Genomic DNA, 14,924 nt, shown 5'->3' with positions numbered 1-14,924 from the left:
AGGCGCCAACCCGCTCGCCCCCGTCACCGGCCTCGTCTCGACCGTCACCGGTGCGCTCGGCGGTGCGACGGGCGGCGCGGGCGGCGCCAACCCGCTCGCCCCCGTCACCACCGTCGTGTCGACCGTCACCGGCAGCGTGTCCGGCTCGGCAGGCGCGACGGCGGGTGCGGCAGGCGGGGCTTCGCTGTCCGGCTCGAGCGGCGGCACGAGCAGCGCGAACAATCCGCTCGCGCCGATCACGTCACTCGTCGGCGGCCTGCTCGGCAGCCTCGGCGGCAAGCCTCATTAAGACAGCGAGGAGTCGATCATGAGCCACCCCCACCTTATCCGCCCGGCCACGCTCAACACCTGGCGCGTCCCGCTCACCACGCTCGCCGCCGCGCTCGCCACCGCCTGCCTGCTCGCCGCGTGCGGCGGCAGCGACGTGACCGCCCCGCCGGCCGCGAGCACCGGCACGGGCAGCGGCAGCGGTTCCGGCTCGGGCAGCGGCACCACCACGACCCAGACCACCGCAGGCACCGCGGGCGTCATCAACACGCTCGGCAAGACCGCGACGGATCTCGGCAGCACGGTGGGGTCGGTCAGCGTGCCGGGTCTCGGCAACGGCGTCACGCAAGGGCTCGGCACCACGGTGTCGGGCGCCGGCACCATCCTGAACGCCGCGGCCGACGCCATCAGCAACGGCCTCGGCCAGACCGGCTCGACATCGAATCCGGTCGGCACCACGGTCGCCGGGCTCGGCAGCGTGGTCAGCGCGGCCAGCCCCGCCGTGCAGGGCCTCGGCGACACGGTCCAGGCGCTCGGCACGGGTCCGCTCTCGCCGCTGTCGCCGCTCACGACCCCCGCCAGCACGCTGATCGACACGGTCGCGAACGGCGCCAACGCAGGCGGCAAGACGCTCGGCACCGTGCTGTCGTCCGGCCCGGTCCAGCAGGTGACCCAGCCGCTCAGCAACGCGATCACACCGATCGTGATCACGGCGGGCCAGGTGACCCAGACGATCGGCACGACCTCGGGCCTCGGGCAGCCGGCCTCCGGTCTGCTCGCGCAGGTCGGCGGCGCGATCGGCTCGGCCGGCGCGCAGGTCGGCGGCTCATCGAGCCAGCCGCTCGTCGGCGACGTCGGCCAGCTGGTGTCGTCGGTCGGCAACACCGTGACCAACGCAGGCGGTGTCGTGAACCCGGCCGGCCCGAACGGCGCCGCGCCGATCCCCGGCCTGACGGTGAGCCTCGTCGGCGGCTCGTCGGCCACGGTCGGGGCCGGCTCGGCCGGCGGTTCGCCCGCCAACCCGCTCAACGGCGTGCTGTCGACCCTCGGCCTCGGCGCGAATCCACTCGGCTCCGTGACCGGCCTCGTCGGCAGCTCGGGCGCAGGCGGCCCGCTCGCCCCCGTGACCGGCATCGTATCGAGCGTCACGGGTTCGCTCGGCGCCGCCACCGGCGGTGCGAATCCGCTCGCGCCCGTCACGGGTTTGCTGAATACTGTCACGGGTACCGTCGGCGGCGCGGGCAGCGCGAGCGGCAGCAATCCGCTCGCACCGATCACCGGGCTCGTCAGCAGCACGACGGCGTCGAGCGGCAGCGCGAGCGGCCCGCTCGCGCCGGTGACGGGACTGTTGGGCACACTCGGCGGCATCGGCAAGTAACGCGTCACGCGCGCGACGCTGGCCGAGCGGGACGCGCGGTTTCACGAGATTCGGCACCACAAGAAAAGACCACGATGCGCGGCGCGGGACCGGCCGCGCATCGGCATCGAAAAACGAAAAGCAGGCCAACGAGGAATCACGATGACATCCAGACATGATGCGTGGATCGTGCTGCTCGCGCTCGCCGCGGCCACCGGCGCCTCATATGCCCAGAATCGCCCGGGCGGCAACCCGCTCGAAGCACTGCCCCCGATCAACCCGCCCCAACGTCCGAACGTGACCGTGCAGGTTGCGCCCCAGGAACTGCAGGTACAAGCGTTGCTCGCACGCCACCTGACGCCCGCCACCTTCCAGGTCGAAGGCGTGAAATCAATCCCATTCGAGGAGATCTCCCGCCGCTTCACCCCGCTCGTCGGCCAGGACATCACGATCGGACAACTGATCGAGGTCGCCAACGGCGTGACCAAGCTGTACCAGGATCGCGGCTACGCGCTGTCGTTCGCGTTCATTCCCGCGCAAACCTTCGAGGGCGGCGTGGTGCGCGTGACGGTCGTCGAGGGCTATGTCGCCAACGTGAAGATCACCGGACGGCCGGGTGCGATGGAAGCGAAGGTGCGCGCTATCGCCGCACACATTACCGACGACCATCCATTACGGCGCGCGACCTTCGAACGCTACGTCAACACCTTCGGCCTGCTGCCCGGCGTCACGGTCAAGGCCAACGTGCCGCCGCCCCAGAACACCGACGGCGCGACCACGCTCGAACTCGACGTGCAGCGCAAACCGTTCAACGTCAGCATGGGCCTCAACACGAGCAACCCCGGCGTGCAAGGGCTCATCACCGCGACCGAGAACGGCCTGACCTCGCTGGGTGAACAGTTGAGCATCTCCGCGCTGTATCCGAAGGGGCCGAACAACCAGACCTACGTCGCGTTCAGCGGCTCGGTGCCGATCGGCAGCAGCGGCCTGATGACGCGCCTCGACGCGAGCCACTACCGCGGCAACCCGACCGACAATCCCGGCCTGCCGTCCTACGTGCAGCGCACCGTCATCAACGACAAGCTCGGCCTGTCGGCGTCGTATCCGCTGCTGCTCAACAACCAGCACAGCGTGCTCGGCACCGTGTCCGGCTATGCGTCGCACAACGAGGATCGCTACCAGAACCAGATCAACGGCGCGAGCCTCGGGATGCGTTCGCAGGTGCGCGTGCTGCAGATGCAACTCGACTACACGAACGTCCAGCCGACCCAGGTGCAGAAGCTGAGCTTCAATGTCGCGAAGGCCTTCGACATCCTGGGCGCATCGAAATCCGCCGACACCAACGTGCCCGGTGCGGTCGCGACCAATCCCGCGTCGATCACCTTCGTCCGCACGGGCGCCACCTACGTGCAGACCAACCAGTGGCCGCTCAAGATCGGCACGACGTTTCAGCTGACCGGACAATACAGTCCCGATTCGCTGCCGACCACCGAGCAGATCACCTTCGGAGCCCAACGTTTCGCGCTCGGCTACCAGCCGGGCGAAACCTCGGGGGACTCGGGCTGGGGCATGTCGGTCGAACTGAACCGCGCGTTCGCACCCGGCTACACCTACCTGAAGACGATCACGCCCTACGTGGCGTTCGACATGGCGCGCGTGTACCTGCACGCGGGCGCGACGTCGCCGAACCGGCTGTCGTCGGTCGGCATCGGCGTGCGGGTCTCCGACAGCCGCTTCTACAACATCGACCTGTCGATCGCGAAGCCGGTCGGCGACGCGCCCGTCGAAAGCGCCGCGCGCAACCCGCGCGTGAATGCGTCGTTCTCGTATCAACTGAACTGAGCAAGCGCGACGGCGCGGCCCGCGGGCCGCGCCGATTAGAGGCTTTTCTATCAAACGGCGCCCGTGCTTTCACGTATTCTGCGCAAGGTTCACGCTATCGCGGCCCTATGCAGGCAGCCCCGTGGACGCCAGGAAAACAACAACGCAATCCAAGGAGGACGACGATGACTCGATTGACCCGCTCCCTGCGCTCGCTGACCGTCGCGGGTGCGCTGCTGGCCTGCGCGGCCGCGGCATTCGCACAGAACGACAGCCCGATCGGGACCTGGCAGACGATCGACGACAACACCGGCAAGCCGAAGGCGCTGGTGCAGATCTCGCAGGACACGAGCGGCGACCTGTCGGGTACCGTGCTCAAGGGACTCGGCGCCAGTGACACCCCCGATCGCCGCTGCACCGCGTGCACCGACGAACGCAAGGATCAGTTGATCAAGGGCATGACGATCATCAAGGCGATGAAGAAGGCCGGCGAAGGTTGGGATGGCGGCAATATCCTCGACCCGGAAAACGGCAAGGTGTACCGCTGCAAGATGGCGCTCGAGGATGGCGGGCAGAAGCTCGTCGTGCGCGGCTATATCGGCATCTCGCTGCTGGGGCGCTCGCAAACCTGGATTCGCCAGCAGTAAGCGTATGCCTCATCGCGCGCCGCGCGCGCGACACAAAACAAAACCGGCCTGTGCGATCGATCGCCGGGCCGGTTTGTTTTTGGGGCATCGTTCAACTCAGGCCGCGCGCCTCCAGCAGACGCGCTTGCAGGGGGCTCGGCCGCCGCTCGTGATCGACGGCATGGCGCGCCTCGGCCGCCTTCGAATGCGGATGCGTGCGCATCCGGGCGCCCATCACCTCGCACAGATCGTCACTGGCCGAGCCGAACAATTCGACGAGCACCTGCTTGAGCGCGCCCGTCTCGTGCCAGACCTTGAAGCGGCGATGGCAAGTTTGGTAGGAGGGATAGCGGCGCGGTATCGCGGACCAGGTCGCGCCGCTGTAGATCACCCACAGCACGCCGTTCAACACCGCGCGCGTGTTTGCCAGGGGCCGCCCGCGCAATTCGGTGCGCGGGCGCAGTTCGGGCAGCAAGGCGGCAACGCGCTGCCATTCATCATCGGTAATGTCGCGATACGGCGTCATGTACTTCTCCGTTCGTAGAAAGCATGACGCAACGATATCGAGTCGACCTGACCTTGAATATAAGACAGATCCGAATTTAAAAATAGTTAATCTCGAATTAACGTAAGTTAACTCTCTTACACACGCCTTCGCGCTACGGGGGTGTTCAGCGCTCCGAATGATCGGCAGCGCTGCGCATCACGTGAGCGAGGTGTCGACGATGCGCCGGGGCGCTTCGAGATACTCCTTCGACTGCATCTCGACGATGCGCGACACGGTCCGGCTGAATTCGTTGGCCATCGGCCCTTCGAGATACAGCGCCTCGGGCGGCACCGCGGCCGACATCAGCAGCTTCACCTTGTGATCGTAGAGCACGTCGATGAGCCAGGTGAAGCGACGCGCTTCCGACGCCATGCGCGGCGACATCTGCGGCACCTCGGACAGCACGATCGCATGGAAACGGCTGGCCAGTTCCAGATAATCGTTCTGCGAACGTGGTCCACCGCACAGAGTCGCGAAATCGAACCAGACGACGCCATCCGCCTTGCGCAGCGCCTTCAGCTCGCGCTTCTCGATATGCAGCAGCGGGCTCTCGTCCGGTACCGCCGCGAGCTTCCCGAACGCGTGCCGCAACGCGCGGTCCGCTTCCGCGCCGAGCGGCGTGTGATACATCTGCACCTGCGCGAGCGTGCGCTGCCGGTAATCGACGCCGGCATCGACATTGAGCACGTCGAGCCTGTCATTGATCAGCGCGATCGCGGGCAGCATCCGGTCGCGATGCAGGCCGTCCGGATACAGGTCGTCCGGCCGGTAATTCGAGGTCATCACGAATTGCACACCGTTATTGAACAATCGGTCGAGCAATCGATACAGGATCATCGCATCGGCGATGTCGGACACATGGAATTCGTCGAAGCAGATCAACCGATAGCGCTTCGTGATACGGCGCGCCAGTTCGTCGAGCGGATCGGCCTGCCCCTTCAATTCCTCGAGTTCGCGATGCACCTCGCGCATGAACTCGTGGAAATGCAGGCGGGTCTTGCGCTGCACCGGCACGACCGCGTAGAAGCTGTCCATCAGGAAGCTCTTGCCGCGCCCCACCCCGCCCCACATGTACACGCCGCGCGGCAGATCCGGATGGATGATGAGCTTCTTGAACGCATTCGAGCGGCGCGCCTTGTAGGCAACCCATTCGTCGAAGCATCGTTGCAGGCGGTCGACCGCGGCGCGCTGCGCGGAATCGGACTGGTAGCCGCGCGTCTTCAGTTCGCGCTCGTAGTATTCGGTGACGTTCATCATGCAGGCCGGTAAACACAAAGGCGAGCGGGAAATCCCGCCCGCCTTTGTCATGGAACCGCGACGCCGGCCGCGCGCGGCCGGCGCTTCAACGCGCTCAGCTGTTCAGCGAACGCTTGTCGACGGCCAGCGCCGCCTCGCGCATCACTTCGGACAGCGACGGGTGCGGATGGCTGATCCGGGCGATGTCTTCCGACGCCGCCTTGAATTCCATCGCGACCACCGCCTCGGCGATCAGGTCCGACGCATTCGCGGAGATCACGTGCACGCCGAGCAGTTCGTCGGTCTTCGCATCGGCGATCATCTTCACGAAACCGTCCGGCGCGTTCATGCCGAGCGCGCGGCCGTTGATCGAGAACGGGAACTTGCCCGACTTGATCTCGCGGCCTTCCGCCTTGAGCTGCTGCTCCGTCTTGCCGACCCACGCGATTTCCGGCTGGGTGTAGATCACCCACGGAATGCAGTTGTAGTCGATGTGCGGCTTCTGGCCGTCGATCACTTCCGCGACCAGCACGCCTTCGTCTTCCGCCTTGTGCGCGAGCATCGGGCCGCGCACCACGTCGCCGATCGCGTAGACGTTCGGCAGCGCGGTCCGGCAGTGATCGTCCACGTCGATGAAGCCGCGCTCGTTGGCCTTCAGCCCGATCGATTCCAGGCCGAGGTTGTCGGTGTTCGGCACGCGGCCGATCGATACGATCAGGCGATCCGCTTCGAGCGTCTGCGCGTTGCCGTCCTTGTCGGCGTAGGCGATCGACACGCCGTTCGCATCGGCCTTCACGTCGCCGATCTTCACGCCGAGATGGATGTTGAGGCCCTGCTTCTTGAACAGCTTCGCCGCTTCCTTCGCGAGCGCCTCGTCAGCCGCGCCGAGGAACGCCGGCAGCGCTTCGAGCACCGTCACTTCGGCGCCCAGGCGACGCCACACCGAGCCCAGCTCCAGGCCGATCACGCCCGCGCCGATCACGGCGAGCTTCTTCGGCACCGCGTCGAAGGTCAGCGCGCCTTCGTTGTCGACGACGATCTTGTTGTCGACCGGCACGTTCGGCAGGTGACGCGCCTTCGAGCCCGTCGCGATGATCACGTTCTTCGCGGTCACGACTTCGGTTTCGCCTTCGCCGCTGACCTCGATCTGCACGCCGGCGTCGGTCTTGCCGGTGAACTTGCCGTGGCCCTTGAGCCAGGTGATCTTGTTCTTCTTGAACAGGAACTCGATCCCGCTCGTCATCTTCTCGACGATCGCGTCCTTGCGGCCGATCATCTTCGCGATGTCCATCTTCACGTCGCCCACCGTGATGCCGTGGTCGGCCAGGTGATGCGACGCCTTCTCGAATTCCTCCGACGACGCGAGCAGCGCCTTCGACGGAATGCAGCCGACGTTCAGGCAGGTGCCGCCGAGCTTCAGCGCGCCCGCCGGGTTCTTCCATTTCTCGATACAGGCAACCGTTTTGCCCAGTTGAGCGGCGCGGATCGCGGCGATGTAGCCGCCAGGGCCGGCGCCGATCACGACGACGTCAAATTCCTTGGACATGACAATCCTTTTCTATGGCCGCCGCGCCGCGGCGCCCGGATGGGCGCGCAGCGCACGCGGCGGCGGTTCAATGCGGGAGAAGCCGGGCTTACAGGTCGAGCAGCAGGCGGGCCGGATCTTCCAGCGCGTCCTTCATCGCGACCAGCGACAGCACCGCTTCGCGGCCGTCGATGATGCGGTGGTCGTACGACAGCGCCAGGTAGTTGATCGGGCGGATCACGATCTGACCATTCTCGACCACCGGGCGCTCTTTCGTCGCGTGCACGCCGAGGATCGCCGACTGCGGCGGGTTGATGATCGGGGTCGACAGCATCGAGCCGAACACGCCGCCGTTCGAGATCGAGAACGTACCGCCCGTCATTTCCTCGATCGACAGCTTGCCGTCCTTCGCCTTCTGGCCGAATTCCGCGATCTTCTTCTCGATCTCGGCGAGGCTCAGCTGATCCGCGTTGCGCAGGATCGGCACCACGAGGCCGCGCGGCGAACCGACCGCGATGCCGATGTCGAAGTAGCCGTGGTAGACGATGTCGTTGCCGTCGATCGACGCGTTCACGAGCGGGAATTTCTTCAGCGCGTGCACCGCGGCCTTCACGAAGAACGACATGAAGCCAAGCTTCACGCCGTGTTCCTTCTCGAACTTGTCCTTGTACTTCGCACGCAGGTCCATCACGGGCTGCATGTTCACTTCGTTGAACGTCGTCAGGATGGCGTTGGTCTGCTGCGACTCGAGCAGACGCTCGGCGATCCGCGCGCGCAGGCGCGACATCGGCACGCGCTGCTCCGGACGGTCGTTCAGCCAGGTCGTCGCCGACGCCGGAACCTTCACGTCCGGCAGCGCGGCAGCCTTCTTCGCCGGAGCCGGAGCGGCAGCCGGAGCGGCCTTCGCCGGTGCGGCGCCTGCGCCCAGCACGTCGCCCTTCGTGATGCGGCCGTCGCGGCCCGAGCCCGGCACCTGGCCCGCTTCGAGGCCCTTCTCGGCCATCAGCTTGGCGGCGGCCGGCGATGCGCTCGCGCTCGCCGACGCGGCAGCGGCGGGTTGCGCGGCGGCTGCCGGCGCGGCGGTAGCCGCCGGAGCCGGCTGCACTTCGGCGGCGCCGGCGGCGGCAGCAGCGGCGCCAGCCTTGGCTTCGGTGTCGATCGTCGCGATCAGCTGGTCGGCGACCACGGTGTCGCCGTCGTTTTGCAGCACTTGTGCGAGCACGCCTGCAGCGGGCGCCGGCACTTCGAGCACGACCTTGTCGGTCTCGAGTTCGATCAGGATTTCATCTTGCGCGACGGCTTCGCCGGGCTTCTTCTTCCACTGCAGCATGGTTGCTTCCGAAACCGACTCGGAAAGCTGGGGGACTTTGACTTCTACGATAGCCATGTGATTTTCCTGGATGCCTAATCTGGGTGATGACGGGTTCCGGCGCACCGCCGCGCAGCGCGCGGCGCACCCGGCGGGTGCGGGAAGGCGCCGTGCGCCTTCCCGTCGCGCCGCGTCTGGTTATTTCGCGATCGATGCGCTCTTCAAGCGGCCGAATGCACCCTCGATGAGGGCCTTCTGCTGCTCGTAGTGCTTCGCGTAGTAGCCGACAGCCGGCGAGGCCGAGGCCGGGCGGCCGCTGTATGCCAGCTTCTGCCCTTCCTTCATGCCTTCGCGCAGGTGGTGTTCGATGTAGAACCACGGGCCCTGATTTTGCGGCTCGTCCTGCACCCAGACCACTTCAGTCGCGTTCTCGTACTTCCTGAGTTCCGCTTCGAACTGCTTGTGCGCGAACGGATACAGCTGTTCGATACGCACGATGGCGACGTCGTTCGCCTTCGCCTCGCGACGATGCGCGACGAGGTCGTAGTACACGCGGCCCGAGCAGGCCAGCACGCGCTTGACCTTCTTCGCATCGATGCCGCCGTCGATTTCGCCCAGCACCGGCTGGAACGAACCCTTCGCGAGCTCCGACAGATCCGACACCGCTTCCTTGTGGCGCAGCAGCGACTTCGGCGTCGCGACCACGAGCGGCTTGCGGAACAGGCGGATCATCTGGCGACGCAGCAGGTGGAAGATCTGCGCGGGCGTCGTCGGCTGGACCACTTGCATGTTGTGGTCCGCGCACAGCTGCAGGAAGCGCTCGATACGGGTCGACGAGTGCTCCGGACCCTGGCCTTCGTAGCCGTGCGGCAGCAGCATCGTGAGGCCCGACACGCGGCCCCACTTCACTTCGCCCGACGAGATGAACTGGTCGATCACGACCTGCGCCCCATTGACGAAGTCGCCGAACTGCGCTTCCCAGGCGACGAGCGTGTTCGGCTCGGCGGTCGAGTAGCCGTATTCGAAGCCCAGCACCGCCTCTTCCGACAGCACCGAGTCGATCACCGTGAACTTCGCCTGGCCTTCGGCGATGTTCTGCAGCGGCACGTAGGTGCCGTCGTTCCAGCGCTCGCGGTTCTGGTCGTGCAGCACCGCGTGACGGTGCGTGAAGGTGCCGCGGCCCGAATCCTGGCCGGTCAGGCGCACCGAGTAGCCCGATGCGACGAGCGACGCGTACGCGAGATGCTCGCCCATGCCCCAGTCGAGCGGCTGATCGCCGCGCGCCATGTTGCGGCGGTCGTTGATCACGCGCTCGACGAGCGGGTGGACCTTGAAGTTTTCCGGGATCGTCGTGATGCGTTCGCCGAGGCGCTTCAGTTCGGCGAGCGGCACGGCCGTATCGGCTGCGTCCGTCCACTTGCGGTTCAGGAACGGCACCCAGTCGACCGCGTACTTGCTCTTGTAGTTCGACAGGACCGGGTCGACCGTGTGGTGGCCGTCGTCCATCGCCTTGCGGTACGCCTTCACGTAGTTGTCGGCGTCTTCCGCGGTGATCACGCCCTGCTGCACGAGCTTCTCGGCGTACAGCGCGCGGGTGCCCGGGTGCTGCGCGATCTTCTTGTACATCAGCGGCTGCGTGACGGCCGGCGTGTCCTGCTCGTTGTGGCCGAGCTTGCGGAAGCAGACGATGTCGATCACGACATCCTTGTGGAACTGCATCCGGTAGTCGATCGCGATCTGCGTCGCGAGCACCACCGCTTCCGGATCATCGCCGTTCACGTGCAGCACCGGCGCTTCGATCATCTTGACCACGTCGGTGCAGTACAGCGTCGAGCGCGCATCGCGCGGGTCGGACGTCGTGAAGCCGATCTGGTTGTTGATGACGACGTGCAGCGTGCCGTGCGTGCCGTAGCCGCGCGTCTGCGCGAGGTTCAGCGTTTCCATCACGACGCCCTGGCCCGCGAAGGCCGCGTCGCCGTGGATCTGCACCGGCAGCACCTGGAGGCCGTCCGCGTCGCCGCGGCGGTCCATCCGCGCCTTCGCCGAACCCTCGACCACCGGGTTGACGATTTCGAGGTGCGACGGGTTGAACGCGAGCGACAGGTGCACCGGGCCGCCTTCCGTCGAGATATCCGACGAGAAGCCCTTGTGGTACTTGACGTCGCCGGCCGGCAGGTCGTCGACGTGCTTGCCCTCGAACTCCGCGAACAGGTCGGCCGGCATCTTGCCGAGCGTGTTGACGAGCACGTTCAGGCGGCCGCGGTGGGCCATGCCGATGACGATTTCCTGCACGCCCTTCGAGCCTGCGTGCTGGACCACTTCGTCCATCGACGCGATGAAGCTCTCGCCGCCTTCGAGCGAGAAGCGCTTCTGGCCGACGTACTTGGTGTGCAGGTAGCGCTCGAGGCCTTCGGAGGCCGTCAGGCGATTCAGGATGTGCTTCTTCTTCTCGGGCGAGAAGTTCGGCGTCGCGCGGGTCGACTCGAGGCGCTCCTGCCACCAGCGCTTCTGCTCCGGATCGCCGATGTACATGTACTCGGCGCCGATCGTGCCGCAATACGTGTCGCGCAGGCCCTTCACGATATCGCGCAGCGATGCCTGGTCGAAACCGAAATAGAGATTGCTGGCGCTGAAGGTCTGGTCGAGATCCGCTTCGGAGAAATCGTAGAACGCGGGTTCGAGCTCGGGGATCGCCGGGCGCTCGCGGCGCTTGAGCGGATCGAGGTTGGCCCATTGCGAGCCGAGGAAGCGATACGCGCTGATCAGGGACTGGACGTGCACCTGCTTGCGGGCGGTGGCGAGATTGCTGCCGCTTTCGCGCGGCACGAAGGCATTGGCCTTCGCGCGCTGGGCGAACGATTCGACGATCGGGTTATGCGCGACGTCGTTGGCGTTCGTGCCGTCGGTCGCGGGGACGTTCTGCAGCGCGTCGAAATACTCGCGCCAGTTATCCGGAACCGACGCCGGATTGTCCAGGTAGGCTTCGTATAGTTCTTCAACATACGAAGCATTGCCGCCGAACAAATACGAGTTCAGCTGGAACTGCTTCATTACATCTGACATTTTACGCTCACCTTTCTTCGAGCTTCTCGAGAAATAGCGGGTTGCACAAACCTTCCGCGACACGGCCTGACCGTTTAGCGGATTGCGAATCAAGTCTTGCTTGGAAGGACCTAAAACTTTCGTGCGCGCAGCATATCACAGAACCGCCCTCCCGGCGCACCTCGTCAGGGGTCCGAAAGCCCCGTGCGGCGGGCTTTCGCGGCTTTCACAGGGATTCCCCGAAGGCCCGGCGACAATGTTTTCACTGCCCTTTCGGAAACCGTGCGACGCACCCAAAAAAGCCGCCCGGAGGCGGCTTTTTGGTTCGGCGCCGACGCAGCGGCTGCGTTCAGTCGACCGCGGTCTCGCGGCTCGCGCGGCGACGCTCGTGCTCCTTCAGGTGGCGCTTGCGCAGGCGGATCGACTGCGGCGTCACTTCGACCAGTTCGTCGTCGTCGATGAACTCGACCGCGTATTCGAGCGACATCTGGATCGCCGGCACGAGGCGCACGGCCTCGTCGGTGCCCGATGCACGCACGTTGGTCAGCTGCTTGCCCTTGATCGGATTCACGACCAGGTCGTTGTCGCGGCTGTGGATCCCGATGATCATGCCCTCGTACAGCGCATCGCCCGGCTTCACGAACATGCGGCCGCGATCCTGCAGCTTCCACAGTGCGTAGGCCACCGCCGCGCCGTCATCCTGCGAGATCAGCACGCCGTTGCGGCGCTCGCCGACCGAGCCTTCCTTGACCGGTGCGTACGAATCGAAAATGTGGCTCATCAGGCCGGTGCCGCGCGTGAGCGTGAGGAACTCGCTCTGGAAGCCGATCAGGCCGCGCGCCGGGATGCGGTATTCGAGACGCGTGCGACCGCGCCCGTCGGATGCCATGTCGAGCATTTCGCCCTTGCGGCGACCCAGCTCCTCCATCACGCCGCCCTGGTTTTCGTCCTCGACGTCGACCGTCAGCAGTTCGTACGGCTCATGCTTCACGCCGTCGACTTCCTGCATCACGACGCGCGGACGCGACACCGCCAGCTCGTAGCCTTCGCGACGCATGTTCTCGACCAGGATCGTCAGGTGCAGCTCGCCGCGACCCGACACTTCGAACACCGTTTCGTCGCCCGTGTCGCGCACGCGCAGCGCGACGTTGTGGTTCAGTTCCTTCATCAGGCGATCGCGGATCTGGCGGCTCGTGACGAACTTGCCTTCACGGCCGGCGAGCGGCGACGAGTTGACGAGGAAGTTCATCGTCAGCGTCGGTTCGTCGACGGTGATCATCGGCATCGCTTCGGGGGTGTCCACCGCGCAGATCGTCGCGCCGATGCCCACATCCTCGATCCCGTTGATCAGCACGATGTCGCCCGCCTCGGCGGATTCGACCTGCACGCGCTCGAGACCCTTGAACGACAGCACCTGGTTGATCTTGCGGTTCAGCACGTCGCCATCCGGGCCGAAGCGCATCACGACCGGCTGGCCCGGCTTGATGCGGCCGCGCGTGATGCGGCCGACGCCGATCCGGCCGACATAGGTCGAGTAGTCGAGCGAAGTGATCTGCAGCTGCAGCGGCGCTTCCGGATCGGCCGGCCGCACCGGCACGTGCTCGAGGATCGCCTCGAACAGCGGACGCATGTCGCCGTCGCGCGCCGACGCGTCGAGCGAGGCGTAGCCGTTCAGGCCCGATGCGTAGACGATCGGGAAGTCGAGCTGCTCTTCGGTGGCGCCGAGCTTGTCGAACAGATCGAAGGTCTGGTTGATCACCCAGTCGATGCGGGCGCCCGGACGGTCGATCTTGTTGATCACGACGATCGGCTTCAGGCCCAGCGCGAGTGCCTTCTTCGTGACGAAGCGGGTCTGCGGCATCGGGCCCTCGACCGCGTCGACCAGCAGCAGCACCGAGTCGACCATCGACAGCACGCGCTCCACTTCGCCGCCGAAGTCGGCGTGCCCCGGGGTGTCGACGATGTTGATGTGCGTACCTTCGTATTCGACCGCGCAGTTCTTCGCGAGAATCGTGATCCCGCGCTCTTTTTCGATGTCGTTCGAGTCCATCACCCGTTCCGCGATCTGCTGGTTCTCTCGGAAGGTGCCGGATTGACGCAGCAGTTGGTCGACGAGCGTTGTCTTGCCGTGGTCGACGTGGGCAATGATGGCGATATTGCGAAGGGCGCGGGTCATAGAAACCTGGAAATCGGAGCCTGAAGGTACAAACGCGCAAACGCGCACATGTCTATTCACACATGCGCGCGCCATGCAGCTGGGAAGCCTCAAATTATAGCACGCAGACAAGTCCGCACCGGACCTTTCGCTGCGACGCAACACCCACGCCCTTCCCGGACGGGTTCCACCACCGATAGCCCCACTCCGCGAATGGGCAATAACCGGCCGCCAGCGCGCCCACGCCCGTTGCATTAACATTTGTCGCGGCAACTAATCGTGCCTATACTGCTGCCTAGTCAACTATTGCAGCCTCAGAGAATTATGTCGGATCCGTCCACCTCTTCTTCCCCGTCGGACCTGTCGCTGTCTGCGTACCAGATCAACGAAAGCGTCGGTTACCTGATGTCGCGCGTGAAGTCGCTGATGACGAACATGGTCACGCAGCGCACTCAGACCGAGCTCGGCATCACCGGCACCCAGGCGAGCATGCTGTTCATGCTCGCGGTCGGCCGCTGCTCGACCGCCGCCGAACTCGCGCGCGAGTACGGCATCGACGCGAGCGCGATCACGCGCCTGCTCGACCGCGTCGAGAAACGCGGCCTGCTGTCGCGGGTGCGCAGCAGCGAGGATCGGCGCGTGGTCCGGCTGGAGCTGACCGACGAGGGGCGCGAGCTGGCCGCGCGCATGCCTGAAATCTTCCGCGGCGTGCTCGAACAACTGCTGGACGGCTTCACGCCGGAAGAAGTCGGCTTTCTGAAAAGCATGTTGCGGCGCATTCTCGGCAACGCCTGCGAGAACGCCGGCGGCATCACACCGCAATAATTGCCACATCAATAGTTTTAGACAGATAAATGTAAGGAAATCCTTGCAGTGTCCACTATCCCGTCCGAGTCAGGAAACACCGTGATGAAAAACCTTCCGTCGTCCGCGCGCCTTCACGCCGGCCGCGCCGCGCTGGCCGCGGCGGCGGCCGCGTTCGCGCTCGCGGGTTGCGCGAACTACATCGGCATCAAGAGCGACAAGCAGATCGCGCCCG

Annotated in this window: 10 protein-coding genes and 1 pseudogene; 5 read left to right on the top strand and 6 right to left on the bottom strand. The window is 65.7% G+C overall.

Annotation, left to right across the window (positions count from 1 at the left end; genetic code table 11):
* The 4 genes and pseudogenes from AC1RQF_RS18645 to AC1RQF_RS18630 all read left to right on the top strand — a co-directional run.
* A pseudogene (locus AC1RQF_RS18645) lies at positions 1-289 on the top strand (collagen-like triple helix repeat-containing protein); the annotation flags it as partial.
* Positions 290-307: 18 nt separating this feature from the next.
* Complete coding sequence (locus AC1RQF_RS18640; RefSeq protein WP_492872666.1) at positions 308-1,645, top strand: collagen-like triple helix repeat-containing protein; 1,338 nt, start codon at positions 308-310, stop codon at positions 1,643-1,645.
* A gap of 141 nt (positions 1,646-1,786) precedes the next feature.
* Positions 1,787-3,466 (top strand): ShlB/FhaC/HecB family hemolysin secretion/activation protein, encoded by a 1,680-nt coding sequence (locus tag AC1RQF_RS18635; protein ID WP_274003560.1) that lies wholly within the window; start codon positions 1,787-1,789, stop codon positions 3,464-3,466.
* Between the two features lie 164 nt (positions 3,467-3,630).
* Positions 3,631-4,092, top strand: a complete 462-nt coding sequence (locus tag AC1RQF_RS18630) for a DUF2147 domain-containing protein (RefSeq protein ID WP_492872665.1) — start codon at positions 3,631-3,633, stop codon at positions 4,090-4,092.
* Between the two features lie 91 nt (positions 4,093-4,183).
* Here AC1RQF_RS18630 and AC1RQF_RS18625 read toward each other — a convergent pair whose 3' ends face one another.
* The 6 genes from AC1RQF_RS18625 to typA all read right to left on the bottom strand — a co-directional run bounded on the left by AC1RQF_RS18625 (position 4,184) and on the right by typA (position 13,906).
* Positions 4,184-4,597 (bottom strand): transposase, encoded by a 414-nt coding sequence (locus AC1RQF_RS18625; protein ID WP_274003562.1) that lies wholly within the window; start codon positions 4,595-4,597, stop codon positions 4,184-4,186.
* Between the two features lie 177 nt (positions 4,598-4,774).
* Entirely contained in the window at positions 4,775-5,872 is a 1,098-nt protein-coding gene (gene zapE / locus AC1RQF_RS18620; RefSeq protein WP_274003563.1) for a cell division protein ZapE, read from the bottom strand.
* Between the two features lie 97 nt (positions 5,873-5,969).
* The gene (gene lpdA / locus AC1RQF_RS18615; RefSeq protein ID WP_274003566.1) at positions 5,970-7,400 is read right to left on the bottom strand and encodes a dihydrolipoyl dehydrogenase; all 1,431 of its coding nucleotides are present in this window, start codon (positions 7,398-7,400) and stop codon (positions 5,970-5,972) included.
* Positions 7,401-7,488: 88 nt separating this feature from the next.
* The gene (gene odhB, locus AC1RQF_RS18610; RefSeq protein WP_492872664.1) at positions 7,489-8,766 is read right to left on the bottom strand and encodes a 2-oxoglutarate dehydrogenase complex dihydrolipoyllysine-residue succinyltransferase; all 1,278 of its coding nucleotides are present in this window, start codon (positions 8,764-8,766) and stop codon (positions 7,489-7,491) included.
* Positions 8,767-8,886: 120 nt separating this feature from the next.
* Positions 8,887-11,751: a 2-oxoglutarate dehydrogenase E1 component gene (locus AC1RQF_RS18605; RefSeq protein ID WP_274003569.1), complete on the bottom strand. Its 2,865-nt coding sequence runs from the start codon at positions 11,749-11,751 to the stop codon at positions 8,887-8,889.
* 328 nt (positions 11,752-12,079) lie between these two features.
* Positions 12,080-13,906, bottom strand: a complete 1,827-nt coding sequence (gene typA, locus AC1RQF_RS18600) for a translational GTPase TypA (RefSeq protein ID WP_274003571.1) — start codon at positions 13,904-13,906, stop codon at positions 12,080-12,082.
* Positions 13,907-14,209: 303 nt separating this feature from the next.
* Here typA and AC1RQF_RS18595 point away from each other — a divergent pair, with 303 nt between their 5' ends.
* A complete protein-coding gene (locus tag AC1RQF_RS18595; protein ID WP_252984211.1) occupies positions 14,210-14,710 on the top strand; it encodes a MarR family winged helix-turn-helix transcriptional regulator in 501 nt (166 codons plus the stop codon).
* Positions 14,711-14,924: the final 214 nt, after the last annotated feature.

The organism is Burkholderia sp. GW821-FHT14F03, from assembly GCF_058803765.1.
The sequence above is the reverse complement of the archived record's forward strand: the minus strand, read 5'-3'. Positions and strand labels throughout refer to the sequence as shown.

Coding starts and splice junctions, on each gene's coding strand:
- AC1RQF_RS18630 (WP_492872665.1), top strand. CDS start 3,631: ATGACTCGATTGACCCGCTCCCTGCGCTCGCTGACCGTCGCGGGTGCG.
- AC1RQF_RS18625 (WP_274003562.1), bottom strand. CDS start 4,597: ATGACGCCGTATCGCGACATTACCGATGATGAATGGCAGCGCGTTGCC.
- AC1RQF_RS18640 (WP_492872666.1), top strand. CDS start 308: ATGAGCCACCCCCACCTTATCCGCCCGGCCACGCTCAACACCTGGCGC.
- typA (WP_274003571.1), bottom strand. CDS start 13,906: ATGACCCGCGCCCTTCGCAATATCGCCATCATTGCCCACGTCGACCAC.
- AC1RQF_RS18635 (WP_274003560.1), top strand. CDS start 1,787: ATGACATCCAGACATGATGCGTGGATCGTGCTGCTCGCGCTCGCCGCG.
- zapE (WP_274003563.1), bottom strand. CDS start 5,872: ATGAACGTCACCGAATACTACGAGCGCGAACTGAAGACGCGCGGCTAC.
- lpdA (WP_274003566.1), bottom strand. CDS start 7,400: ATGTCCAAGGAATTTGACGTCGTCGTGATCGGCGCCGGCCCTGGCGGC.
- AC1RQF_RS18605 (WP_274003569.1), bottom strand. CDS start 11,751: ATGTCAGATGTAATGAAGCAGTTCCAGCTGAACTCGTATTTGTTCGGC.
- odhB (WP_492872664.1), bottom strand. CDS start 8,766: ATGGCTATCGTAGAAGTCAAAGTCCCCCAGCTTTCCGAGTCGGTTTCG.
- AC1RQF_RS18595 (WP_252984211.1), top strand. CDS start 14,210: ATGTCGGATCCGTCCACCTCTTCTTCCCCGTCGGACCTGTCGCTGTCT.